The 23,546-nt window shown below is 68.9% G+C and carries 22 protein-coding genes; 17 read left to right on the top strand and 5 right to left on the bottom strand.

Translation table 11 applies throughout. The features are described from left to right. Nucleotides 1–95 precede the first annotated feature (95 nt). The 12 genes from LDO27_RS05500 to LDO27_RS05445 all read left to right on the top strand — a co-directional run bounded on the left by LDO27_RS05500 (nucleotide 96) and on the right by LDO27_RS05445 (nucleotide 12,775). Nucleotides 96–794, top strand: coding sequence for a sulfite exporter TauE/SafE family protein (locus LDO27_RS05500; RefSeq protein ID WP_377747305.1), 699 nt, complete (start codon nucleotides 96–98; stop codon nucleotides 792–794). Nucleotides 795–874: 80 nt separating this feature from the next. Continuing rightward, the gene (locus LDO27_RS05495) at nucleotides 875–1,789 is read left to right on the top strand and encodes an ornithine cyclodeaminase family protein (protein ID WP_222204863.1); all 915 of its coding nucleotides are present in this window, start codon (nucleotides 875–877) and stop codon (nucleotides 1,787–1,789) included. Between the two features lie 139 nt (nucleotides 1,790–1,928). Further along, nucleotides 1,929–2,660 (top strand): TenA family transcriptional regulator, encoded by a 732-nt coding sequence (locus LDO27_RS05490; protein WP_224040193.1) that lies wholly within the window; start codon nucleotides 1,929–1,931, stop codon nucleotides 2,658–2,660. Between the two features lie 99 nt (nucleotides 2,661–2,759). After that, nucleotides 2,760–4,220, top strand: a complete 1,461-nt coding sequence (locus LDO27_RS05485; RefSeq protein ID WP_224040191.1) for an aldehyde dehydrogenase family protein — start codon at nucleotides 2,760–2,762, stop codon at nucleotides 4,218–4,220. A 28-nt stretch (nucleotides 4,221–4,248) separates the two neighbouring features. Continuing rightward, the gene (locus LDO27_RS05480) at nucleotides 4,249–4,728 is read left to right on the top strand and encodes a GlcG/HbpS family heme-binding protein (RefSeq protein WP_222204870.1); all 480 of its coding nucleotides are present in this window, start codon (nucleotides 4,249–4,251) and stop codon (nucleotides 4,726–4,728) included. Between the two features lie 36 nt (nucleotides 4,729–4,764). Next, on the top strand, nucleotides 4,765–5,760 hold the full coding sequence (locus LDO27_RS05475) for a 2Fe-2S iron-sulfur cluster-binding protein (protein WP_224040188.1): 996 nt from the start codon (nucleotides 4,765–4,767) through the stop codon (nucleotides 5,758–5,760). A 194-nt stretch (nucleotides 5,761–5,954) separates the two neighbouring features. Further along, the gene (locus LDO27_RS05470) at nucleotides 5,955–6,662 is read left to right on the top strand and encodes a GntR family transcriptional regulator (protein WP_224040186.1); all 708 of its coding nucleotides are present in this window, start codon (nucleotides 5,955–5,957) and stop codon (nucleotides 6,660–6,662) included. A gap of 138 nt (nucleotides 6,663–6,800) precedes the next feature. Further along, the gene (locus tag LDO27_RS05465) at nucleotides 6,801–6,980 is read left to right on the top strand and encodes a hypothetical protein (RefSeq protein ID WP_224040184.1); all 180 of its coding nucleotides are present in this window, start codon (nucleotides 6,801–6,803) and stop codon (nucleotides 6,978–6,980) included. A 272-nt stretch (nucleotides 6,981–7,252) separates the two neighbouring features. Next, the gene (locus LDO27_RS05460; RefSeq protein ID WP_224040182.1) at nucleotides 7,253–8,797 is read left to right on the top strand and encodes an amidase; all 1,545 of its coding nucleotides are present in this window, start codon (nucleotides 7,253–7,255) and stop codon (nucleotides 8,795–8,797) included. A 13-nt stretch (nucleotides 8,798–8,810) separates the two neighbouring features. After that, nucleotides 8,811–10,127, top strand: a complete 1,317-nt coding sequence (locus LDO27_RS05455) for an MFS transporter (RefSeq protein ID WP_224040180.1) — start codon at nucleotides 8,811–8,813, stop codon at nucleotides 10,125–10,127. Nucleotides 10,128–10,464: 337 nt separating this feature from the next. Next, nucleotides 10,465–11,463 carry a class I SAM-dependent methyltransferase gene (locus LDO27_RS05450; RefSeq protein WP_224040178.1) on the top strand — a complete coding sequence of 333 codons (999 nt, stop codon included), beginning with the start codon at nucleotides 10,465–10,467 and terminating at the stop codon, nucleotides 11,461–11,463. 67 nt (nucleotides 11,464–11,530) lie between these two features. Continuing rightward, entirely contained in the window at nucleotides 11,531–12,775 is a 1,245-nt protein-coding gene (locus LDO27_RS05445; protein WP_224040176.1) for a cytochrome P450, read from the top strand. A gap of 24 nt (nucleotides 12,776–12,799) precedes the next feature. Here the strand turns inward: LDO27_RS05445 and LDO27_RS05440 are convergent, their stop codons facing one another. From LDO27_RS05440 to LDO27_RS05420, 5 genes are all read right to left on the bottom strand, one after another. Then, the gene (locus tag LDO27_RS05440) at nucleotides 12,800–14,995 is read right to left on the bottom strand and encodes a TonB-dependent receptor (protein WP_224040174.1); all 2,196 of its coding nucleotides are present in this window, start codon (nucleotides 14,993–14,995) and stop codon (nucleotides 12,800–12,802) included. 80 nt (nucleotides 14,996–15,075) lie between these two features. Further along, entirely contained in the window at nucleotides 15,076–15,432 is a 357-nt protein-coding gene (locus LDO27_RS05435; protein WP_224040172.1) for a DUF3325 domain-containing protein, read from the bottom strand. After that, nucleotides 15,429–17,069 (bottom strand): PepSY-associated TM helix domain-containing protein, encoded by a 1,641-nt coding sequence (locus tag LDO27_RS05430; protein WP_224040171.1) that lies wholly within the window; start codon nucleotides 17,067–17,069, stop codon nucleotides 15,429–15,431. The genes LDO27_RS05435 and LDO27_RS05430 overlap by 4 nt, the downstream gene beginning before the upstream one ends. Beyond that, nucleotides 17,069–17,356, bottom strand: coding sequence for a DUF3649 domain-containing protein (locus tag LDO27_RS05425; protein ID WP_224040169.1), 288 nt, complete (start codon nucleotides 17,354–17,356; stop codon nucleotides 17,069–17,071). Before LDO27_RS05425 ends, LDO27_RS05430 begins: the two co-directional genes overlap by 1 nt. 312 nt (nucleotides 17,357–17,668) lie before the next feature. Then, entirely contained in the window at nucleotides 17,669–18,019 is a 351-nt protein-coding gene (locus LDO27_RS05420; RefSeq protein ID WP_224040167.1) for a hypothetical protein, read from the bottom strand. 291 nt (nucleotides 18,020–18,310) lie between these two features. On the opposite strand from LDO27_RS05420, the gene LDO27_RS05415 reads away from it, so the two are divergent. The 5 genes from LDO27_RS05415 (at nucleotide 18,311) to LDO27_RS05395 (ending at nucleotide 23,344) form a co-directional block, all read left to right on the top strand. After that, nucleotides 18,311–18,934, top strand: a complete 624-nt coding sequence (locus tag LDO27_RS05415) for a class I SAM-dependent methyltransferase (RefSeq protein ID WP_222204890.1) — start codon at nucleotides 18,311–18,313, stop codon at nucleotides 18,932–18,934. Nucleotides 18,935–19,108: 174 nt separating this feature from the next. Then, a complete protein-coding gene (locus LDO27_RS05410) occupies nucleotides 19,109–19,639 on the top strand; it encodes a DUF4142 domain-containing protein (RefSeq protein WP_224040165.1) in 531 nt (176 codons plus the stop codon). Between the two features lie 161 nt (nucleotides 19,640–19,800). Further along, the gene (locus LDO27_RS05405) at nucleotides 19,801–20,178 is read left to right on the top strand and encodes a hypothetical protein (RefSeq protein ID WP_222204894.1); all 378 of its coding nucleotides are present in this window, start codon (nucleotides 19,801–19,803) and stop codon (nucleotides 20,176–20,178) included. 245 nt (nucleotides 20,179–20,423) lie between these two features. Further along, nucleotides 20,424–21,521, top strand: coding sequence for a flavodoxin family protein (locus tag LDO27_RS05400; RefSeq protein WP_224040163.1), 1,098 nt, complete (start codon nucleotides 20,424–20,426; stop codon nucleotides 21,519–21,521). A 29-nt stretch (nucleotides 21,522–21,550) separates the two neighbouring features. Then, nucleotides 21,551–23,344: a thiamine pyrophosphate-requiring protein gene (locus tag LDO27_RS05395; protein WP_224040162.1), complete on the top strand. Its 1,794-nt coding sequence runs from the start codon at nucleotides 21,551–21,553 to the stop codon at nucleotides 23,342–23,344. Nucleotides 23,345–23,546 lie beyond the last annotated feature (202 nt).

Genomic DNA, 23,546 nt, shown 5'->3' with positions numbered 1-23,546 from the left:
ACCGACAAAGCGACTTCACTCTCCGATCCGGCATGACCTTGTCCTTCCTGGCCTCCTCCTGGCCCGCCGGCATGTCCGGTCCGCAGTACGCCGCGATGGGCGCCGTGATGTTTGCCGGTGCCTGCCTGCAGGGCATCGGTGGCATCGGCTTCGCCATGCTGTCCGCGCCGGTGGCCGCGCTCTTCTTCCCCCAGTTGATTCCCGGCCCGCTGCTGGCGATGGGCTGTTGCGTCTCGCTGCTGTCCGCCGTGCGCGAGCGGCGCGCCATAGCGTGGCCGCTTGCCGGCTCCGCGCTGTCGGGCCGCGCCATCGGCGGCGCGCTGGCGGTGCTGGCCATTTCGTGGCTGCGGCCCGAACCGCTGGCCGTCGTCTTTTCGGTGTCGATCCTCGCAGCGGTGGTGTTGAGCCTGCTGGGCTGGCGCGTGCGTCCGTCCGTCGGCAATCTCGCCATCGCGGGCACCGCTTCGGGCTTCATGGGGACCATCACTTCGGTGGGCGCGCCGCCGGTGGCCATCGTCATGCAGCATCTGTCGCCGGCGCAGATGCGCGCCACCGCGGGCAGCGTGCTCGGCGGCGGCGCCGTGCTGTCGTTGCTGATGCTGGCGGCGGCAGGGCGCTTCGGCCTGGCGGAGCTGCTGCTCAGCGCCAGCCTCGCGCCATTCCTGCTCGCGGGCTTCGCGGCATCGAGCCGCCTGCGCGGCCGCTTTTCTCCCGCCGCGGTCCGCGCCCTGCTGCTGGCGCTGTGTACCGCCGGCGCGTGCGGCGTGCTGGTGCGGCTGGCCTGGCCCGGCTGATCCGCCGCGCCGCGGCGCTCCACTTTCCCTCGCCCGGCCGCTGGCGCGGGCGTCTTGCTCACACGACCCCCGGAGTCCGTATGCGACATATTTCCGACGACCTGATCGACCGCCACGTCACACCCGAAGACGCGCAGCGCGTTATGGAGGACGCCTTTGCCAGCTTCGGCCGCGGACGCGCGGCCATGCAGGAACGTATTCGCACGGAGGCGGGCGGGGTCAAGCTGTCGACGCTGGGCGCGGTGATACCGGACCAGCGGGTGGCGGGCGCCAAGGTTTACACCACCATCGCGGGGCAGTTCTCCTTCGTCATCCTGATCTTCTCGACCGAGGATGGCCGGCCGCTGGCCTCATTCGACGCGGGTGCCATCACGCGCCTGCGCACTGCCGCGTGCACGGTGGTCGCGGCGCGGCGGCTGGCGCGGCCAGACGCCCGCACCCTGGCGCTGTTCGGCGCGGGCACGCAGGGTACTGCCCATGCCGCCCAACTGAGCGCCGCCTTGCCGCTGGAGCGCATCCTTGTGTCGGACCCCTATGCCGATGCGACGGTGGCTGAGCGCCTCTCGGAACAGTGCGGCATTCCGGTGCAGTTCGCCGAGCCCGAGGCCGCCGCTGCGCAAGCGGACATCGTGGTCACGGCCTCGCGCTCGGTCACGCCGCTGTTTTCCGGCTCGGCGCTGAAGCCGGGGGCCTTCGTCGCCGCCATCGGCTCCAGCCTGCCCCATACCCGGGAACTCGACGACACGGCGCTGCGGCGGGCCGCCGCGGTGGTGGTGGAGTGGCGCCCGCAATCGACGCGCGAGGCGGGCGACATCGTGCTCGCCGGGGCCGATGTGCTGCCCGGGGACAAGGTGGTGGAACTGGCCGACGTGGTCCTTGGTACTGCGCCCGCGCGCCGCGATCCCGATGACATCGTCATCTACAAGTCGGTGGGAGTGGGCCTCGAGGACGTCGCGCTGGCCGGTTTCGCCTGGGACAGGATCGGACGCTTGTAACCCCGTCCGGGGAAAACCCCCGCTCCCGCCTAAAACGCTTGATCCAGATCCATTAATGTATATAGTATACAGAAACCAAGCGGCACAGGACCAACCCACCGCCGCCCATCGCCCCCACGCCAAACCAGGAGTCCAAGACATGGCCGAACTGATGAACCGAGACGAATTCCGCAGCGCCCTCGAAGAGGCGATCAAAGGCAAGAGCGCCAACAAGGCACCCTTCAGCGTGGCATGGGCCAGCGGCAAGCTGACGCGCGCCCATCTGGCGCGCTGGGCGGAGAACCACTACCACTATGTCGGTCCCTTCGCCGACTATCTGGCTTACGTCTACGCGCGCACGCCGGACCGCTACACCGAGGCCAAGGACTTCCTGCTGGCCAACATGTACGAGGAAGAGATCGGGGGGGACCGCCACACCGATCTGCTGATCCGTTTCGCCGAAGCCTGCGGCACCACGCGCGAGCGCGTCGTGGACCCGGACAACATGTCGCCCACCACGCGGGCGCTGCAATCGTGGTGCTACGCGGTGGCCATGCGCGAAGACCCGATCGTCGCGGTCGCGGGACTCGTGGTCGGCCTCGAATCGCAGGTGCCCTCGATCTATCGCAAGCAGACGCCCACGCTGCGCGAGAAGTACAACTTCACCGACGAGGAGGTCGAATTCTTCGACCTGCATATCGTCTCGGACGAGATCCATGGCGAACGCGGCTACCAGATCGTGCTGGAACACGCCAACACGCCCGAGCTGCAGCAGCGCTGCCTGAAGATCTGCGAGATCGGTGCGCAGATGCGCCTGCTCTATACGACGGCGCTGTACTACGACTACGTGGAAAAGGAAATCCCGCTGCCCGAGCTGGACATGGCCGCGTGAGCGGTCCGTCGGCCGGGCGCCAGAGGCGCCGCGCCGACGGAGTGCGCGGGCGCCGGCCGTGATGGCGCCCTTTTTCTTTCCTTCCAGCGGATCTGCATCATGACAGTCGGACAGCAGGACGAATTCCTCAACTACATCGACGGCGAATGGACCCGGAGCCGGACGGGCCGGACCTTCGACAACGTCAATCCGGCCGACACCGGCGATATCGTCGGACGGTTCCAGGCGTCGTCCGCCGAGGACGCGCGCGCTGCCGTTGCCGCCGCGGCCGCGGCGTTCCAGGCGTGGAAGCGCACACCGATCTCCCGGCGCGCCGCGATCCTGAATCGCGCGGCCGATCATCTCGAAGCCAATGCCGAGGCCATCGCCGGCGAACTGACCCGAGAGGAAGGCAAGCCGCTCAACCTGAGCAAGGACGAGGTACTGCGCTCGGCGCAGACGCTGCGCTTCTACGCGGTGGAGGGCCAGACCTTCGGCGGCGAGACCTTCCCGCAGGACGACCCGGAGATGCTCGTCTACATGCTGCGCGAACCGCTGGGCGTGGTGACGGTGATTTCGCCGTGGAACTTCCCCGTGTCGATTCCCGCCCGCAAGATCGCGCCTGCGCTGATCACCGGCAACACCGTGGTGTTCAAGCCATCGTCGGACGCGCCGCTGAGCGGCTATCGGCTCGCCGAAGCGCTGGTCAAGGGCGGCCTGCCCAAGGGCGTGCTGAACTTCATCACCGGCAGCGCCGGCGAGATCGGTCCCACGATCACCGAGTCCGCCCCGGTGCGCGCCATCTCCTTCACCGGCTCCACGCGCGCGGGGGAGCAGATCCACCGCGCTGTGCCGATGACCACGCGCACGCAGATGGAACTGGGCGGCAAGAACCCGCTCATCGTGATGGAAGATGCCGACCTGGACAAGGCGGTGGATCTGACCATCAAGGGCGGCTTCTCGCTCAGTGGGCAGGCCTGCACCGGCACCAGCCGCGTGCTGGTGGTGTCGTCGGTGCGCGCGGCCTACACCGAGAGGCTGCTGGCACGTGTGAAGGCGCTGAAGATCGGCAGCGGCATGACGCCGGGAATGGACGTCGGTCCGCTGGCGACGCGCAGGCAGCTCGAGACCGTGCTTGGCTATATCGACGTGGGCAAGCGCGAAGCCACGCTGCTGTGCGGCGGCGAGCGGCTGACCGCCGACGGCATGGACAAGGGCTTTTACGTCTCGCCGGCGGTATTTACCGACGTGATGCAGGGCATGCGCATCGCCACCGAGGAGATCTTCGGGCCGGTCATCGCCATCATCGAATGCGCCGACTATGCCGATGCGATCGCCAAGGCCAACGACACCGACTACGGCCTGTCGGCGGCGATCGTGACCTCCAACCCGCGCCACATCCAGCAGTTCGCCGCGGATATCGAGTCGGGCACGGTCAAGATCAACCGCACGACGACGGGCAATCTCGTCAACGCACCGTTCGGCGGACTGAAGCGGTCCAGCACTTCGACCTTCCGCGAATCCGGGCGGGCGGGGCTGGAGTTCTATACGCAGACCAAGACCGTGTATCGCGGCTGCTGAACGCGCAACGACATCGGGAAAACGCAAAATGAAGAAGGCAATCAAGCTGGAACTGAAGGAAGCCCGCCATATGGTGGCGGCCGCGATCGCGCGTTCGGAACAGATCGGCGTGCTCGAATCGATCTGCGTGGTGGACGAGGGCGGTTTCCCGCTGGTGCTCGAACGCATGGACGGCGCGCGCATCACGGGTCCGCAGATCGCGTGGAACAAGGCCTTTACCGCGGCGGGGCACAAGCGCTCCACGCATCTGTTCACCCAGCCGCCCAACGGGCCGGCGCTGCCGGGCAACGAAGCCTTCGGCATCCAGTTGAGCTTCGAGGGCCGGTTCGCGGCCTTCGTCGGGGGCTTTCCGATCGTGGTGAACGACGAGGTGATCGGCGGCATCGGCCTGAGCGGCGGCAACGGCGAGCAGGACACGCAGGCCGGCCTCGCGGCGCTGGAAGCGCTGCGCGACCTGCTAGCGCCGCAGGAAATGTCCGTGCTGGTGCAGGCGGACATCAAGCGCTGAGCCACCCATTCCCCGTCAGATCCCCGGCAGTCACCCATGTCATACCGCATCCAGATCTTCGAAACGGGCGAGTCGTTCGCCGTGGAGCAAGGCGAGACCCTGCTGCAAGGCGCGTTGCGCGCCAATATCGCGCTGCGCCACGAATGCCAGCTCGGTGGCTGCGGCACCTGCCGGCTGAAGGTGGTGCAGGGCGCTGTGGCCTATGACGAGCCACCGATGGGACTGGAGCCGGAGGACGAGGCGGCGGGCTATGCGCTCGCCTGCCAGGCGCTGCCGCGCGGTGACCTGGTGGTGAGCAAGGCGTCGCCGGACGAGGCGTGCGCCGCGCCGCAGACGCACAGCGCGACGGTGCGGCAGGTCAGGGCGCTCGCGCCCGATGTCGTGCACCTGCAACTGGCGCTGCCCCACGTCGACGCGCTGGACTATCGGCCGGGCCAGTACCTGAAACTGTTTTCCGAAGATGGCCTGGCACGCAGTTTCTCGATGGCCTCGGTGCCCGGTGCCGGGCTGGTCGACCTGCATGTGCGGCGCATTCCCGGCGGAGCCTTCACCGACGGCACGCTGGCGCGGCTGCGCCCCGGCGATACCCTGAAGGTCGAGATGCCCCACGGCAACTTCTTCTACCGGCCGAAGGACTATCGTCCGCTGCTGTTCGTGGCGACCGGCACGGGCATCGCCCCGATCAAGAGCATTCTCGAATCGTTGATGGACGATCCCGACTGCCCGCCGGTGTCGCTCTACTGGGGCATGCGCACGCCGCAGGATCTGTACCTGCACGACGACATCCCGGCCTGGGGCGAGCGCCTGTACGACTTCCGCTACGTGCCGGTGTTGTCGCGCGCCGATGCGGCATGGCAGGGACGGCGCGGGTACGTGCACCACGCGGTGGCGGAAGACCTCGGCGACCTGTCAGAGCATGCCGTCTACCTGTGCGGCTCTCCCGAGATGATCCGCGACGCGAAGCGCAGCTTCGCCGCGCGCGGCGCGGACCCGGACTATCTGTACGCCGACGCCTTCACCTTCCAACGCTAGCCGCGAGACGGGCGGGGGGCCGCCGGTGCAAACGGCGGCGGAAAAGCGCAAGAACGGGGGTGTCGTCGCGGGTGGGCGCTGGTATACAATGGCGCCCATCCGCCGGAGGGCCGGCAGCGGGTCCAGGCGATGGGCCCGCGCGGACGCCCATCCCTCCCGCGCCTCGAACACCGCGTTTCCGCCTGTCTTCCGATATGCCAGCCAACCCCTCCTCGCGTGCCCAGCCCGAACCGGATGTCGTGAGCCTGGGCGCCAGCCACTCGCCGTTGTTCGCCCTTGTCACCGACAAGCTGCGCGAACGCATCCTCAAGGGGCAATATGCGCCGGGCGAACGGCTGGTGGAGAACAAGCTCTCCATCGAACTGGGCGTGTCACGCATTCCCGTGCGCGAAGCGCTGCGCGCGCTGGCCGCCGAGGGCCTGGTCCTGATCGAGCCGCGCCGCGGCGCTTCGGTGGCCACGCTGTCCCCCCACGTCGCCCGCGAGATGGTCGAGGTGCGTGCCACGCTCGAAGGGCTGAACGCCAAGCTCGCGGCGCAACGCCGCGATCCGGCGCTGATCGCCGAACTGGAGGCCGTGCTGCGGGAGGGGATGGACGCGGCGGCGCAGGGCAGGGCCGACGAGCTGATCGAGCTCAATAACCGCTTCCACGAAGTGCTCGGCAATATCGCCGCCAACAGCGTGCTGCAGGAAATGATGCGTTCTCTGCGCGAGCGCACCGCCGCGCTGTTCGGCCCGGCCAATGCCGTGCGGGCCCGCCAGAACTGGGACGAGCATGCGCAGATCCTGCAGGCGGTGATTGCCGGCGACGCCGATCTTGCCGCGCTGCTCGCGGCGCGCCATGTCTACAGCGCGGCGAAGGCCGCCGACCTCCCCGTCACCGACCAGACCCGTGCGGCCTGATAACGGCCGGCATTGATGTCATGGCGGCGCGGCCTGGGCGCCGCGCACCGCATTGAAGCGCGTGTATGCACGCGTATGGCGCGTTGCACAATAATTTTGTATACTGTGCACCGTTTCGATATTCAATAGGTGTTTGCCATGACTCAACCCGACGCCCAGTATTTCGATGTGCCGGTCGGTGTCCAACTGCTGAAGCACTATGCGGCGCGCGATGCGGTGCGCCACGCTACTCCCCTGATTCCGCTGCGCCACGAAGATATCTGCCGCTTCTTCGGCGCACTGTTCGGCCGCAAACGTCCGGGCGCCCGCGCCACCTGACGCGCGCGGCCTCAAGAAAACCCCCTTCCGGTGCCGGCCGTCTTGCCGGCACGCCCGCGGGCGCAGTGATCTACGCCCCGTCCATACGCCTCCCCACGCATTTCCTTTCTGCCCGAGCCCACGGCACGGCGCTTGCTCATTCGCGGTCGGCCCGCCATCCGCCAAATGTCGCCTTGTCACTTCTGTGAAGTGAATATAGTATACCGAGCACTGTATTGCCCTGCCGTCCCCACCGCGCCACCCGGCTGCGGATAAGAAGAAACGGAGCAAACGTGAGCCTGCCGGACTTCCCGCACGCTGGCGACGGCCAGCACGAACCGCGCTATCTGCCGATGTGGCAGGCTGCGCAATGGCTGCACGAAGGCCGCGCCAGCGCCTGCGACCTGCTGGCGTGGTGCCGGCAGGCATACGAGGAGCACCACGCCAGCATCAACGCCATGGTGATCGCCGATTTCGACGCGGCGCGCGAAGCGGCGCTGCGCAGCGATCACCGGCGGCAACGCGGCGAGGCGCTCGGCGCGCTCGACGGTATTCCCTTTTCCATCAAGGAATCGTTCGACGTGGCGGGCTGGCCGACCACCTGCGGCAGCCCGGCCCGGCGCGACCACCGCGCCAGCGGGGATGCCGCGGTGGTCGCGCGTCTGCGTGCGGCGGGCGGCGTGCTGCTCGGCAAGACCAATGTTCCGCTCGGCCTGCGCGACTGGCAGAGCTACAACGCCGTGTACGGCACCACGCGCAACCCGCACGACCCCGGCCGCACGCCGGGTGGCTCGTCCGGCGGCAGCGCCGCCGCCGTGTGCGCCGGCATGAGCGTATTCGATATCGGCTCCGATATCGGCTCGTCGCTGCGCAATCCCGCCCATTACTGCGGCGTCTTCTCCCACAAGAGCAGCCTGGGCCTGGTGCCGTTGCGGGGGCACGGCAATGCGCCGCACGGCTTCGGCATGCAGGACATCAACGTCGCCGGGCCGGTCGCGCGCAGCGCGCGCGATCTGGAGCTGATCCTGCGCGCCATCGCCGGCCCCGACGGCGACGACGCGCTGGCCTTCCGTCTGGACCTGCCGCCGTGCCCGCGCGCCGGCCTGTCTTCCTTCCGCGTGGCCGTGCTGCCCAGTCATCCGCTTGCCGAGGCCGACGAGGAGGTCAGCGGCGAGATCGTCCGCCTGGGACGTTGGCTCGAGCGGCAAGGCGCCACCGTCCAGTGGGACGTTCGCCCCGAATTCGACGCGAGCGAACTGTGGCGCGTCTACGTGCTGCTGCTGCGCGCCACCACATCGCTCCATATGGACGATGCCGCCTTCGCCGCGGCGCTGGACCGCGCCGCGGCCGCTACGCCAGACGACCACGGCTATGCATCGCTGCAGTATGTGGGCGCCGTGCTGCCCCACCGGCAGTGGCTCCTGCTGCAACAGGCGCGCGAACGGTTCGCGCAAGCCTGGCGCCGCTTCTTCCTGCATCACGACGTGATGCTGTGCCCCGCCGCCGTGACCACCGCCTTCGCGCTGGACGAGGCGGGCGAGCCGTGGCAGCGGCAATTGCAGGTGAACGGCCGTCCCCAGCCCCTCACCAGCCAGTTGTTCTGGGCCGGCCACTCCGGCCTGTGCGGCCTGCCTTCGACCGTGGCACCCATCGGCCGCGGCCGGGGCGGCATGCCCGTCGGCGTGCAGATCGTCGCCGCACGCTTCGCCGACCTCACCTCGATCCGCTTTGCGCAGCTGCTGGAGGCCGCCGGTTACGCCTTCCGGCCGCCGCGCGCTTCCCTCACGGCGAGAGGCCGTACCGGCGTAGGCGAATTCCCGCACGCCGCCCACCACTGACAAAGGAGCGATCATGCTGGACTGGTTCAAGGAGCTATCGGCCAAGGAGCGCAAGGGGTTCTACGGCGCCTTCCTCGGCCATGCGGTCGACGTGTTCGACTTCATGATCTATTCCTTCCTCATCTCCACGCTGCTGACGCAGTGGAACATGAGCAAGTCCACGGCCGGCGCGATCGTGACCTGGACGCTGGTGTCGTCGCTGGTCGGCGCCATCGGCGCCGGCCTGCTGGCGGACCGCTATGGGCGGGTCCGGGTCCTGCGCTGGACCATCGTGGTGTTTGCCGTGGCGTGCTTCCTGTGCGGCCTGGCGAATACGCCGGAGCAACTGATGGCCTTCCGGATGCTGCAGGGCCTCGGATTCGGCGGCGAATCGTCGCTGTGCATGGTGCTGGTCACCGAGATGATCCGCAACCCCGCGCACCGCGGCAAGTATTCCGGCCTGACCGCCAGCAGTTATTCGTTCGGCTGGGGCGCCGCCGCGCTCGCCTACGCGGTGACCTTCCATCTGTTTCCCGCGGAGACGGCGTGGCGCGTCTGCTTCTTCCTCGGCATCCTGCCCGCGCTGGTGGTGGTCTATCTGCGCCGCAACCTGGAGGAACCGGAAATCTTCGTGAAAAGCCGCACCGCGCGCAAGGAGCGTTCCGCGCTCGGCGAACTGGCCCGCCTCTGCCGCAAGCCGCTGCTGGGCAAGACCGTGCTGTGCAGCCTGCTGTCGGGTGGCATGCTGGGCGCGTACTACGCGATCGCCACCTGGCTGCCCACGTACCTGAAGACCGAGCGCGGCCTGTCGGTGTTCGGCACCAGTTCGTATCTGGCGATGACCATTTTCGGCTCGCTGGTCGGCTATATCGCGGGCGCCTATGCCACCGACCGCTGGGGCCGCCGGCTGACCTATATCGCCTTCGCCGCCGGCGCCTTCGTGATGGCACTGGTCTACATGGTGATCCCCGTGTCGAACACCTCGATGCTGTTCCTCGGCTTCCCGCTCGGCGTGCTGATGCAGGGCGTGTTTTCCGGCATCGGCGCGACGATCTCGGAGTCGTATCCGAACGATATCCGGGCCACCGGCTACGGCGTGTCGTACAACCTCGGCCGCGTGATCGGCTCGTTGTTCCCGCTGTCGGTTGGCTGGCTGAGCACCGGCCGGACGTCGCTGGCGATTGCCATCGCCATCGTCGCGGGGGTGGGCTACGCGATGGTCATGCTCGCCGCGGCGCTGTTGCCCGAGACGCGCGGCATCGACCTCGGCCAGGCCGGAGGCGGCGATGACGACCAGCCTCGCGCGAGCGCGGACGTGGCGCTCACGCCGGCGGGCGGCAAAATCGCCTGAGCACCGAAGACTGGGGCGTGGTGGCCCGTGAGCGCCTCCGCGCCCGGGCGGCCGGTCCAGAACGACGTGCAAAACGCGGCCGGCCAAGTGTAACGAAGCTGTAACCGTCTGTATGCTGCCGCACGGAATAGCCAAATGGACGATTTGCGCCGGGGGGTAAAGGTACCTAGATTCAGCCAGGTGGCGTATCGGAAATGGTGCGCCGCCACTCCGGCCCGGCCGGGATACCTCGTCATCGCCGCCACCGTCCCAGATTCATCGCGCGCGGTGTCGTATTCAACTCCGCGCTTTCTTGTGCAGCCAGGCGCGAGGCTGCGACATCTGACCCGGTACCGACATGAATCCTTCCCTGCTATCCGACCTGCAATCCTCCTTCGAGGCCAAATCGCCAGCCGATGTGGCCGGCGCGCATCCGCCGCGCGAGTCCGGCGCGCAGCCCGCGGGGCGGAAAACCCTCGGCTATGGCGAATCGCTGCAGCCCTACCTGAAGGCGGACACCAGGCTGTCCGGCGGCATCATTCCCGAAGCCCGGATCCGCCACTTCACCGACGGCATGCGCGCCAACGCGCATTACTTCAGCCATCCGAAGTGGATGGACGACTGGCTGGCCGCGGTGCATCGCTACCCGCAGCTGCGAGAGCGCTGGCACGCCGCGATCGGCACGCTCGACGACAAGGTGCTGGTCGACCTGGGCTGTGGCCCCGGCAATCTGCTTGCCACGCTGGGCGGCAAGCCGAAAATGGCCATTGGGGTCGACATCGCCATGGGCAGCCTGGAGCGCGCCGCGGGCGTCGGCTATGTGCCGCTGCTGGCGGACGCGCAGAACACGCCGCTGGCCTCGGGCATCGCCGATGTCGTGGCCATCAATGGCTCGCTGCATCATTTCGACGACATGCAGCGGGGCCTGCGCGAAGCGGCGCGGCTGGTACGTCCCGGTGGCGTGCTGGTGCTGGACCACGATCCGCAGAAGACGGCGTGGCACTTCCGCGGACTCGCGCTGATGCTGTGGCGCCTGCGCCTGCCGCTGTACCGCTGGATGCAGCGCGGCGGCCATACCGCGGGCGACAACGAGCAGCAGTGGGCGCTGGCCACCGAGCTGCACCACCGGCCCGGCGACGGCGTCACCAACGAGCTGCTGCGCTCGACGCTGCAGCCGCTGGGGTTCGATGTCGATCTCTATCCGCACAGCCACTATGTCGGCCGCGAGGTGCTGACGGGAACGATGGGCCGCCAGCCGCTGAAGATCCGCTTCGCGCAGCGCCTCTCGGGCATCGATCCGGCCTCGCCCGAGGCCGCGCTCAGCGTGCTCTGCGTGGCGACCAGGCGCAGGGCCTAGCCGCGCGTGGCGCGGCGTGTCGTCGCGCCACGGAGCGACTGGAACGGAATTTGCGGCTGCGGGCTTTGTGCAGCCCTTTCCCCGCGACCCTTCTTTCGACAGTACGCTTGCGCTGCGACGCGAGGGGTATCTGTTCGGCCTGAACCGCTTCCGCTCGCTGGACACCGACTTCTTCGAGATGCGCCTGCTGCTGCAGCGCGCGATCTGCCTGTACGGCGAGGAAGCCGCAACGCTTTTTTACGATACCGAGCGCTTTGTACGCGTCGGCGCGATGCCGCTGCGCGCGCAGCGCAGCCTGCTGGGCGTGGGCGGCGTGCAATCGCTCGATGCCGACGCGCATCGGCAGCGCAAGGCGATGTTCCTGCGCCTGCTGACCGGCGAGGCCAGGGTAAGGCTATGGCGGGAGGCCGCGTCGCAATGGGCCGCCTGCCTGCGACGATGGTCCGACACCGGCCATGCCGTGGTGCTGGACGACACGCAGGTACTGCTGACGAAGGCCGTCTGCGCCTGGGCCGGCGTGCCACTCGACGAACGGGACGCCGGCCGGCGTGCGCGCCATTTCGGCGCGATGATCGACGGCGCGGGCGGTGTGGGACCGCGCTACTGGCGCGCGCGCTGGGGCCGGCTGGTGACCGAGGCGTGGATCGCGGGTTTGATCCGCGATGTCAGGAAGGGGCGGCTGGCGGTGGCGGAACACCTGCCGCTGCCGGTGGTGGCATGGCACCGGGAACCCGATGGCAAGCTGCTGGACCCACGCACCGCCGCGGTCGAATTGATCAATACGCTGCGGCCCACCGTGGCGATCGCCCGCTATGTCGCGTTCTGCGCGCTGGTGTTGCACGAACATCCCGAGTGGGCGCCGAGGCTGGGCGAGGACGAGGCCATGCAGGCCTTCGTCGACGAGGTGCGGCGCTACTACCCGTTCTTTCCGATGGTGGCCGCGCGCACCTGCAAGGCGTTCGCATGGCGGGGCCATCGGTTCGACAGGGGCGTGCGCGTACTGCTGGATCTGTATGCGACGAATCACGACCCGCGCATCTGGTCGCGGCCGGACGAGTTCGATCCGGAGCGCTTTCTCGGGCGGGAACCGTCCGCGTTCGCCTTCGTGCCGCAAGGCGGCGGCCGGCACGAGGTGCACCACCGCTGTCCCGGGGAATGGATGACCACGGACATGATGAAGCTGGCGCTGCAGATGCTGACCACGCGCATGGCCTACACCGTGCCGGCGCAGGACCTGCGCGTGTCCCTGGCCAGAATGCCGGCGCTGCCGGCCAGCCGCGTGGTGCTCGCAGGTGTCGAGCCGCTGCGGTGACCGGCGGGCGCCGCGCCCGCGGCGTCAGAAGTCGACGGTCATCGCCACCTTGAAGGTGCGCGGCGCGCCCTGGACCAGATAGCCGCCATAGCTGGAGGCCCAGTAGTCCTTGTCCGCGACGTTCTCGATCGCGGCGCGGATGGTGTAGCGCTGCTGCGCGGCCTTGAAGCGATAGCGCGCGCCGAGATCGAAACGGTTCCACGACGGCAGGCTGGCGCGGTTGGCCACGTCCTGGTACTGGCGGCCGGTCTGCAGGTAGCGACCCGTCACCGTCAGTCCCGCCAGCCACGGCAGGTCCCATTCCGCGCCCACGTTCAGCGTGTAGTTCGGCACGCCCACCGCGCGGTTGCCGTCGTTGGCGCCGTTCGCGGTGCCGCTCAGCTTGGTGTCGATGTAGGCAATGCCCGCCAGCAGGCGCACGCCGCGCACCGGTTCGCCGAAGCCGCTCAGCTCGACGCCGCGGTTGCGCTGTTCGCCCGCGATGGAGAACACGTTGTTCTGCGTGACGCCGGTGGGCTGCTCGATCTGGTACACCGCCAGCGTGGTGCCGAACTTGCCGGCATCCCACTTCACGCCGGCCTCGTTCTGCTTGGACTTGATCGGCGCGAAGACTTCGTTGCGGTTGTCGGCCGTGCTCGGGGCCGTCGGGCCCTGCGCCAGCCCTTCGATGTGGTTGACGTAGAGCGACACGTTCTGCACCGGCTTGACGACCAGGCCGAACGCGGGCGAGGTGGCCGACTCGTCGTAGTCGGCGGTCTGCACGCCGGTGTAGCTGTAGCCGCGCACCTTGATGTTCTGCTGCCGCACGCCGGCCGTGATCAGCACGCGGTCCTGCAGGAACGAGACCGTATCGGACACCGCGAAGCTGCTCAGGTTGGTGCGCCCGGTCACGCCCGGATCCGCCATGTTGCCCGAGGACGAACTGGTGGCGGGGCGCGGCACCGGCGCACCGTTGTACAGATTGGTGGGGAACGACGCCGACGACTCGAAGGCGGTGGCCTTTTCCGTCTGCGTGCCGGACCAGGCGACGTTGAGCTGATGCTTGACCGGGCCGGTATGGAAGATGCCGCGCACGCCGACTTCCTGCGCGGTGTTGTCGCCCTTGTACGGCACGGTCAGCCGCGAGGCCGTGCCGAAGCCGTTGCCGGCCACGCGCGGCGAGGAGTAGTTGCCGTACTCGTTGATATGGTGCGCGCCCAGGCCCACGTAGGCAGTCCATGCGGGCGCGAAGTCGTATTCGGCGCGGATGGTGCCGTAGGTGTCCTCCAGCATCGTGTTGGCCCACGGCTGCGCGACGTTGGTGGTGGACGAGGGCACCGGCGGAATGATGCCGTTGGTCAGGTTGACCGTCGAGCGGCCTTGGTTCACCGTCTGCTTCTGATAGCCGAAGTCGCCGGAGATGCGGAACCGGTCGCCCTGGTAGTCGATGCCCGCGGTAAACAGGCGCTGGTTGCGGTGTTCGTTGTCCACGGCGGCATCCCCGCCGCGCGCGAGCGCGTTGATGCGCACGCCGATGCGGTTGTCGGCGAAGCGCCGGCCGATGTCGACGTGGCCGCCGACCTGCGCGTCGCTGGTGTAGTCCAGCGTCGCCTGCGTGATGGGCTGCGCGGTGGCGAACTTGGGCTGCAGGTTGATGCCGCCGCCGATGCCCGAGCCGCCCGGCGTCACGCCGTTGAGGAACGCGCTCGCCCCCTTGAAGATCTCGACCCGGTCCAGGCCTTCGACCGCCACCAGCTGGCGCGGCGCGATGCCGTACAGGCCGTTGTAGGCGATATCGTCGCCGGTCAGCTGGAAGCCGCGCACGACGAAAGTCTCAGAGAAATTGCCGAAGCCCAGGCTGCTGCGCACGCCGGGATCGTTGGCCAGCACGTCGGCGATCGAGCGCGCCTGCTGGTTCTGCATCGTCTCGGCGGTATAGGCGGTGATGCTGAACGGCACGTCCATCATGTCCTGGTTGCCCAGGATGCCGAGCCGCCCGCCACGCGCCACCTGCCCGCCAGCGTACGGCGGCGGCGACTGGTCCGGCGTGCTTTCGGCGCGCACGGTCACCTGCGGCAGGTTGCTGGCCTGCGCGGCGCCGCCCGGAACCGGCTCGGCCTGCGCAAGCGCGACGGACGGCAGCGCGCCCGCAAGGGCCAGCGCGGTGACCAGGGGACGCAGGCGGGCTGCGGGCGACGAAAGCGCGCGCGAGGCGCGTGCGCGATGACTGGCGGATGGCAAGGTAAAACTCCCGTGTGTTTTGCTCGGAAGAGCGTGTTGTTGTCTTGTCGATGCGGGGAAGGAAACGGCCGGTGTCCGGCTCAGTTGGCCAGCTGCAGCGCGAAGCTGCCCAGTCCGACGGCCGCCGCCCACGGCGCGAGGCGCGGCGCGGTGCGCGGCGCATAGGACAGCAGCAGCACGAGCGCGACGCCACTGACGGTCAGCGTGCCGACCCAGTACAGCGTGCCCATCGCCCAGCCCTCGGCACCCACGTGCGAGGCCAGTGCCAGGCCGAGTGCAAGCCAGCCCAGCCCATGCAGGTAGGGCAGCAGGGCGGGCGGCGGCTCGGCCCCGCGCCCGTGGACCTGCGCGTAATGCCGGTCCAGCGTCATGCTCAGCGCGCCGAAGCCGCTGAAGGCCAGCGCCAGGCTGGCGACGAATGCCAGCATCGCGCTCATGCGGGACTCCGCACGGCGGGGCGCGCCGCGCCGGCCGCGTCGGGCGCCGTCCTGGCGGGTTGCGCGCGCCGCTTGCCGAGCTTCCAGGCGGCGCAGGCGAAGAACGCGCCCAGCGCGAGCACGGTCAGGTCGAAACCGGCGACCGCGGCCGGTCCCTCGCCGCGCAGCAACGTGACGCCCAGATGCGAATCGGTGGTGAAGACATTGAGCAACGGAATGCCGCCGAACAGGGCCGCGGCGATCCATAGTTGCAGGCGCCACATGCCCCGCGTCGGGCGAATCTGCGCCAGCACCGCCGCAGTGGCCCACGCCGCGAAGAAGCAGCGGATCTCCATGTCCGTGCGCTGGGCGAGGTCGACGGGCAGCAGCCGGTTCGCCCAGAAATACGTGGCGAAGGCGATCGGCAGGCCCGCGATGGCCCCGATGTTGAGCGCCTCGACCAGCCGCAGGCCGAAGCCGACCCGGCCGCCGCTGGCCAGCGTCTTCGCATAGGTCTGGCGCGTGCGCACGCCCCACAGCACGGCGCCGGTGGCCACCATCGCACAGCCGGCCAGGCCGCACAGGAAGAACAGGCCGCGCAGCAGATCGGGCGCGAAGTGCGCGATATGCAGGCCGACCATGACGCCGCGCGTCTCGTTGGCCGGGGCGGTGTCGTCGCCGAAGGTGGACACGCGCTCGCCGGTGACGCCGTTGAACACGACCGTCGGCGCCCTCGAAGCCATCTCGCGGCCGCCGGCGCGCGTGACGGTGATCACGGCGTTGGCGTCGCCGGGACGCGCGACGGCAATGCGTCCCGGTGCCGCGCCGCCCCAGTGCTGCGACGCCTGGGCCAGCAGCGGCGCGATCGGCGTGAGCGTCGCGCTCTGGCCGGACGCCTTGGGCCGCGGCGCGCGTCCGAACACCTCCGCCTCGAAGGCGGGCTGGTCGGTCGGGTAGGCGGCCTGGATGCCCCACGGCATGTACAGGAACATCAGCGACACCAGTCCGGTGTACGTGATCATCAGATGGAAGGGCAGGGCCAGCACGGCGCTCGCGTTGTGCGCGTCCAGCCAGGAGCGTTGCCCCTTGCCCGAGCGAAACGTGAAGATGTCCGCGAAGATGCGGCGGTGCGTGATGATGCCGCTGATGATCGCCACCAGCATCACCATCGCGCAGAAACCGATGATCCAGCGCGCCCACACGGCCGGCATGTAGTGCAGATCGAAGTGCAGGCGGTAGAGGAATTCGCCGCCGCGCGTCTCGCGCACCGGCAGCTCCGCGCCGGTGACGGGGTCCAGCAGCCGCGTCTCGAAGCGGCGCCCCGGCGCCTGGCCCTTGGCGGCTGACTTGGGCTGTGCCGGGGTCCACAGTACGCTGACCGCGCCGCGGCGCTCGTCCGGCAGGCTGATGAACCAGCGCTCCGCGTGGCTCGCGTTTGCCGCCAGATAGCGCAAGGCCTGGTCGGCGGCCTGCGCCTCGTCGAAGCGGGGGCTGTTCGCCGAAGCCGCGCGATGCAGCTCGGGCTTCATCCACAACGAGATCTCTTCCTTGAAATAGCTCGCGGTGCCGCCGCAGAACACGAGAAACAGCACCCAGCACACCACCAGGCCGCACCAGCTGTGCAGCCACGCCATCGATTGCCGCAATCCCGCGCGCATCAGGCTCTCCCGAGCGCGAGACCCGCCAGACCGAGGGCGGCGGCCGGCAGCGCGATGCCGATCCACGCGCGCCACGCGCTTCGGGCGGCGAACACCCAGATCACCGCGCCGGCATACACGAGAAAAGACAGCAGCGTCGCAGTCACGACGGCCTCGGATCGCGACAGCGGCAGGACCAACGACAGCACGGTGGTGGCGGCCGCGGCCAGCACGTACCCGCCGCCAATGGCGGCGACGGCGCGCGAAGCTACGGCGAGCCGGTAGCGGAGCAACGAACTGGAAGGCATGGAGTGGGACTTGCACGCCGGTGCCGGAGGCAACGGCGGTTCGGTGGTTCGGTCAGGCGAACGCGGGGGTCGGCTGTCGGACGGCAACAGCGCCGCCACCGCATACGCGAATTACGCGCATGATAATCGTTATCATTTATAAATTGTAGGTCTCTGTCGGAAACCGGTCACGCGCACTCGCCAGATGCGGCTAATGCGCAACGTTAGGGCGGGTTTGCAATCAGTGCCCGGAAAAACAGGACGGGCACCCCGCAGGGTGCCCGTCGGTTCATGCCCAGCGTGGCTGGCGCATGAGGCGCGGCGCGTTGGCGCTTAGCGCTTGGTGGCCGGATCCGGCGAATCGCCCTTCGGGCCGGATGGCGCGTCGGCGGTCGGTGCCGCGGCCGCATCCTTCTGGCGGGGCTTCTTGGCCCGTTCGCCGCCGGACTTCTTGGTGCTCGTGCCGTCCGTGGCGCTGGTGCCCGAGCTGCTCATGCCCGAGCTGCTCATGCCGGAGCTGCCGGTGGTGCCGGTCGCGCCCGAATTCATGCCCTTGCTGGGCGGGTTGCCTTCCACCGGCGGGGCGCTCGGATTCGGCGAAGCGGGCGGGGCCTGTTGGGCGACGGCGGGCAGTGCCAGTGCAGCGCACAGTGCCAGCGCGCCAGTGCTCAGAAGTCGTTTCATGTGAGATCCCTCCGGAAGTTCGTTGCTGGATCGAGCATTGCGTCGAAGGTACGTGCTGCCCATCGAACGTCGTGCTCCCGTGACTCAACGATAGGCCCGCGGCGGAACCGCTCTTACCGGGGCATGCCTGAAAGGGGTGTAGGAATCGGACGACAGTTTGCAAGCGGTCGCGCCGCGTGCGGTGCAGGCCCGGAATTCGCTGGAGGCCATGTGGGCCGCGCGCTGCCGACGGATCTCTCCGGCATGTTCCGGCCGCCGTTCGCGATCCTTCTTTCCCGGAATCGACGCCACATGACCCAACACGTCTCCACGCCCGCGTCCTACTTCGATGCCGTCTATGCCCATGGCGATGACCCGTGGCGCTATCGCTCGCACTGGTTCGAGGCCCGCAAGCGCGCGCTGCTGCTGGCCATGCTGGACCGGCCCCGTTTCCGCCGCGCTTTCGAGCCCGGCTGCGCCAACGGCGAAACCACCAGCGCGCTCGCGGCGCGCTGCGACAGCCTGCTGGCGACGGACCGCCACCCGCGCGCGGTACAGGCGGCGCGCGAGCGCGTGCGCGCCGAATCCAACGTGCGCGTGGCGCAGTTGACGGTGCCGGGCCAGTGGCCCGAGGGCACATTCGATCTGATCGTGGTCAGCGAATTCGGCTACTACCTCACGCCGGCGGAGGTGGGGGACATGGCGCGCAACATCCGGGCGTCGCTGACAGAGGACGGCATGCTGCTCGCCTGCCACTGGCGCCATCCGTTCGACGAACAGGCCTCGTCGGCGGAGCAGGTGCATCGCACGCTCGAGCAGCAGTCCGGGCTCGCGCCATGCGCTTCGTATGTCGAGACGGACTTCGTGATGCAGGCCTGGTGCGCAGACGGCCTGGGCCCGACCACGCGCGAGCGCCAGCGCGGCCAGGGCGGCTGAGCCCTGACGCGGGCCCCTTGCCCGCGCAAACTTTACGCCGCCATGTAGAAAGTGCGGCTGCCGGATGGACCGCACGCTGTATCTCCCGTGGCGCCGTTCGGCATGGAACTTGCGCCGTTGCCCTGCAATAGATCGCCGTTCCCGCACCGTCCGTGTCCCATGAAGGAGACCACCGTGACAAAGCCACACCGCCTTGCGTGGTTCCGATTCGTGGCACCGCTGCTGCTGGCGGCCGCCCTGCCGATGCAGGCCGCGCGCGCCGCCCCCGCTTCCTCCGATGAAGAGTTCATGAAGAAGGCTGCGCAAAGCGGCCAGCTCGAGATCGAAGCCAGCAAGCTCGCGGCGACCAAGGCATCGAACGCCACGGTCAAGAGCTTCGCCGCGCAGATGGTGAACGACCACACGGCGGCCGACGCCGAGCTCAAGCGGCTAGCGTCGCAGAAGGGCGTGGAGCTGCCGGGCTCGCCGCCCAACGACGACCAGAAGAAGCTAGAGGCGCTGGGCGCCCTGAGCGGCGCCACCTTCGACAGGCAGTACGCGGAGGAGATCGGCGTCAAGGCGCACAACGAGGCCGTGACCCTGTTCCGCAACGCATCCAAATCGGCCAGGGACGCGGATATCAAGGCCTTCGCCGCAAAGACACTGCCGGCGCTGGAGCACCATCTGGAGATGGCCCGCAAGATGGCCGCGCAGGTGCCGAAGTAAGCCATGCCCCGCCGTGATGTTGCCCCGGCAGAGGGACGCACGCGCGTGCGCGCGCATCGCCATCGGCGCGCCGAAGACGCCAATGGTCCGCCAACACCAGTTCGCCAACACCATCGGGCCGGACCTGTCCGCGCATCGACGGCTCATCAAGGAGAGAGACCATGAAACGTATCGTCGTGATAACGCTGGCTTCGCTGTTCGGCGCCGCCGCATGGGCGCAGGCCGGCGGCGGCGGGGGCTCGGGCTCCAGCTCCGGGGGAGGCTCCATGGGCACCGGCCCGAGCACCAGCAGCGGCGCGAAGTCCGGCATGGATCGCGCCCCGGGCACAGCGGCGTCGGATGTCTCGCCGGGCAAGCCCACCGAGGCGCCGACCAAGGGCGCCACGGGCGGCAAGAGCGGCACCAGCAGCGGCGGTGTCAGCAGTGGTAGTGGCAGTGGCGGTACAGGCAGCGGGTCTGGCATGGGAGGAACCGGAGGTTCCGGCGCCACCGGGGGCAGCGGCAACAGCGGCGCAAAGGGGTCGACACAGGGGCGCTGATAAGGGGGCGTCGGCAGCCGAGAGTTACGGCTACCCCGCTCCCGACAAAAAAACGCGCTGAAGAATGTACATGTCTTACCGCAGCCTGTTGTAAGGGCTGCTCGCGGCCAGGCAGGACGCGGGCAGCCTTTTTTACGCCGGCGGGCGGCGCAATCCACGGCACGGGCGCGGTTTGCCGCGCGGGGCGCAAGGGTGGCGTTCGTCTTGCATGCCCGGGGGCATGTTCCACGTGAGCCTCCCCGCCCATGGCACGACCCTCCAACACCGCGCAATCTCGTGATGTGCGCAAGGGACAGGTGACCGAACCGGTCTCGCGCGACGTGTTCCGCCAGCGCTTCCTGGCGCGCTTCTACGATCCCGAATTTCGCCGCGAGGACGCGGCGATCGAGCGCCTGGAGGCGATCGCATGGGACGCCTATTCCAACAAGCGCAAGGCGCCGGTGACGGTCAAGGCCGGACCGGACCGCGCCAATCCCGACTACGACCTTTCCGAGGAATGGGTGGCGGCCAGCGAAGCCATCGCGGCGGCGCAGCGGCGGCAGGCCGACCCGGCCACGCCATCGCGCGTGCTGCTGGTGTGCGCCGCCTCGCGCAATGACTACACCTGCCCGAGCGAGATATCGAAGTCGTGGCGCCTTGCGCAGCTGGCTCGCGCGCGGCTGCAAGCGGAAGGCATGGAAGTGGATTTGCTGGACCTGAGCCTGCTGGCCTCGGACCCGAGCCGCCACATCCATCCGTGCAAGGGCTGCGTGTCCACCGCGATGCCGCTGTGCCACTGGCCCTGCAGTTGCTATCCCAACCACTCGCTGGATCAGGTCAACGACTGGATGAACGAGATCTACGAGCGCTGGGCATCGTGTCACGGCGTGATGATCGTCACGCCCGTCTACTGGTACCAGGTCGCCAGTCCGCTGAAGCTGATGATGGACCGGCTGGTCTGCGCCGATGGCGGCAACCCCGACCCCAGCGCGACATGCGGCAAGGACGCGCAGCTTGCCAAGGCCATCGAGCTGGACGGGTGGGACTACCCGAAGCACCTGGCCGGCCGCGTGTATGGCGTCGTCGTGCATGGCGACGTGGCGGGCATCGAAGGCGTGCGCCGCGCCCTGGCGGACTGGCTGGACTGGATGGGCTTGATCCCCGCGGGCGCGCAGGCCGTGCTCGATCGCTTCATCGGCTACTACAAGCCGTATGCCACCAGCCATGCCGAGCTGGACGCCGATACCGGCGTGCAGGGCGAGGTGGCCAACGTGGCCGCCGCGGTGGCGCGCGCGGTCGCGCAGCGGCGCGCGGGGCAGCTCGACCCGCCGGACCGCGAACTGACGCCGCCACGGCTCAAATAGACCGCGCCGGCTGGCGCCCAAGGAGCAGCATGACTCAGACAGTGTCGGATTTCATCCTCGAACGGCTGCGGCTCTGGAACGTGGACCGCATCTACGGCTATCCCGGCGACGGCATCAACGGCATGCTCGGCGCGCTGGCGCGCGCGCAGGACGGGCCGCGGCTGATCCAGACGCGCCACGAGGAAAGCGCCGCGATGATGGCGTGCGCGCATGCGAAGTTCACCGGCGAGGTGGGCGTGTGCCTGGCCACTTCCGGCCCCGGTGCGATCCATCTGCTCAACGGGCTCTACGATGCCAAGGCCGACCACCAGCCCGTGCTGTGCCTGGTGGGCCAGCAGCGCCGCGCCGCCCTCGGTGGCGACTATCAGCAGGAGGTCGATCTGCTGTCGCTGTTCAAGGATGTCGCGCACGAGTACGTGCAGATGGCGGTCACGCCCGCGCAGGTCCGGCATCTGATCGACCGCGCGATCCGCATCGCTCGCGACCAGCGCACCGTGACCTGCGTGATCCTGCCCAACGATATCCAGGACATGCCGGCGGTTGCCGAACCGCCGGCGGAGCACGGCACCATCCATAGCGGGGCGGGCTATGTGCCGCCGGTCGTGGTGCCCGACAGCGACAGCCTGGACCGCGCCGCCGCCGTGCTCAATGCCGGCAGCAAGGTCGCGATGCTGGTGGGCGCCGGCGCGCTGCACGCCACCGACGAGGTCATGGCCGTGGCCGAGCGGCTGGGCGCGGGCGTTGCCAAGGCGCTGCTGGGCAAAGCGGTGGTGCCCGACGATGTGCCCTATGTCACCGGCGCGCTCGGCCTGCTGGGCACCAAGCCCAGTTGGGACCTGATGAGCGAGTGCGACACGCTGCTGATGGTCGGCTCGTCGTTTCCGTATTCCGAATTCCTGCCGGCCGAGGGCCAGGCGCGCGGCGTGCAGATCGATCTGGATGGCCGCAAGCTCAGCTTGCGCTATCCGATGGAGGTGCCGCTGGTTGGCGATGCCCGCGCCACGCTCGCCGCCTTGCTGCCACGGCTGCAGCCGCGTGCCGACCGCGGCTGGCGCGACCGCGTCGAGCAGAACGTGGAGCGGTGGTGGCGCGTGCTGGAGCGCCGCGCGATGGACGATTCCGTGCCCATCAATCCGCAGCGGGCGTTCTGGGAGCTGTCGCCGCGGCTGCCCGATGGGGCCATCGTCTGCGCGGACTCCGGCACCGCCGCGAACTGGTATGCGCGCGACATCCGGCTGCGCCGCGGCATGATGGGATCGCTGTCCGGCGGCCTGGCCAGCATGGGGCCGGCGCTACCGTATGCGATCGCCGCGAAGTTCGCCTATCCGCAGCGGGTTGCCTTCGCGCTCGAAGGCGACGGCGCCATGCAGATGAATGGCATCAACGAGCTCATCACGGTGGCGGCCCGCTGGCCGGAATGGAGCGATCCGCGCCTGGTGGTGATGGTGCTGAACAACGGCGACCTGAACCAGGTGACGTGGGAGCAGAGGGCGATGGGCGGCGATCCGCGCTTCGCCGTATCGCAGGACGTGCCGGCATTCGACTATGCCGCCTACGCCCGCATGCTGGGGCTGGAAGGCATCCGCGTCGAAAACCCCGGCGATCTCGGCGCATCGCTGGACCGCGCGCTCGCCGCGGACAGGCCGGTGGTGCTCGACGTGCTGACCGACCGCAACGTGCCGCCGATCCCGCCCCATGTGCCCGCCAAATCGGTACGCAACTATCTGAGCGCGCTGGTGAGCGGCGATGCCGATGCGCGTGCGGTGCTGCGCGCCACCGCGCGCGAGATGTGGGCGGAGATCTTCCCCGCGCCGCCGCGATAGCAAGGCCATCGCAGAAAGGACGCCTCTCCGCCGGGGAACGAGAGAGGCGCCAAAAAACGCGAGCGGTCAATGTTCTCGCGCCCCACCAGCCTATCGGGGCGGGTGTGGCGCGAAAGCCGGTTAGCGCACACAGTTCCGCCGCGCTGCGGGGGAACGGATTTTGCGTGAACGGGGTGATGCGGGTGGCGAGCGGGCGCGACGA

Source organism: Cupriavidus respiraculi, assembly GCF_914271545.1.
In the GTDB taxonomy this organism is placed as follows: Bacteria; Pseudomonadota; Gammaproteobacteria; order Burkholderiales; family Burkholderiaceae; genus Cupriavidus; species Cupriavidus respiraculi.
Note: the sequence above shows the minus strand (reverse complement) of the source record. Positions and strands in the feature narration are given on the sequence as shown.

Bases quoted from the DNA above. Each gene is read 5' to 3' on its own strand.
- LDO27_RS05490 (WP_224040193.1), top strand. From the start codon at position 1,929: ATGGCCGAACTGATGAACCGAGACGAATTCCGCAGCGCCCTCGAAGAG.
- LDO27_RS05415 (WP_222204890.1), top strand. From the start codon at position 18,311: ATGACCCAACACGTCTCCACGCCCGCGTCCTACTTCGATGCCGTCTAT.
- LDO27_RS05465 (WP_224040184.1), top strand. From the start codon at position 6,801: ATGACTCAACCCGACGCCCAGTATTTCGATGTGCCGGTCGGTGTCCAA.
- LDO27_RS05405 (WP_222204894.1), top strand. From the start codon at position 19,801: ATGAAACGTATCGTCGTGATAACGCTGGCTTCGCTGTTCGGCGCCGCC.
- LDO27_RS05470 (WP_224040186.1), top strand. From the start codon at position 5,955: ATGCCAGCCAACCCCTCCTCGCGTGCCCAGCCCGAACCGGATGTCGTG.
- LDO27_RS05420 (WP_224040167.1), bottom strand. From the start codon at position 18,019: ATGAAACGACTTCTGAGCACTGGCGCGCTGGCACTGTGCGCTGCACTG.
- LDO27_RS05480 (WP_222204870.1), top strand. From the start codon at position 4,249: ATGAAGAAGGCAATCAAGCTGGAACTGAAGGAAGCCCGCCATATGGTG.
- LDO27_RS05435 (WP_224040172.1), bottom strand. From the start codon at position 15,432: ATGAGCGCGATGCTGGCATTCGTCGCCAGCCTGGCGCTGGCCTTCAGC.
- LDO27_RS05495 (WP_222204863.1), top strand. From the start codon at position 875: ATGCGACATATTTCCGACGACCTGATCGACCGCCACGTCACACCCGAA.
- LDO27_RS05455 (WP_224040180.1), top strand. From the start codon at position 8,811: ATGCTGGACTGGTTCAAGGAGCTATCGGCCAAGGAGCGCAAGGGGTTC.
- LDO27_RS05500 (WP_377747305.1), top strand. From the start codon at position 96: ATGGGCGCCGTGATGTTTGCCGGTGCCTGCCTGCAGGGCATCGGTGGC.
- LDO27_RS05450 (WP_224040178.1), top strand. From the start codon at position 10,465: ATGAATCCTTCCCTGCTATCCGACCTGCAATCCTCCTTCGAGGCCAAA.
- LDO27_RS05400 (WP_224040163.1), top strand. From the start codon at position 20,424: ATGGCACGACCCTCCAACACCGCGCAATCTCGTGATGTGCGCAAGGGA.
- LDO27_RS05425 (WP_224040169.1), bottom strand. From the start codon at position 17,356: ATGCCTTCCAGTTCGTTGCTCCGCTACCGGCTCGCCGTAGCTTCGCGC.
- LDO27_RS05485 (WP_224040191.1), top strand. From the start codon at position 2,760: ATGACAGTCGGACAGCAGGACGAATTCCTCAACTACATCGACGGCGAA.
- LDO27_RS05475 (WP_224040188.1), top strand. From the start codon at position 4,765: ATGTCATACCGCATCCAGATCTTCGAAACGGGCGAGTCGTTCGCCGTG.
- LDO27_RS05395 (WP_224040162.1), top strand. From the start codon at position 21,551: ATGACTCAGACAGTGTCGGATTTCATCCTCGAACGGCTGCGGCTCTGG.
- LDO27_RS05430 (WP_224040171.1), bottom strand. From the start codon at position 17,069: ATGCGCGCGGGATTGCGGCAATCGATGGCGTGGCTGCACAGCTGGTGC.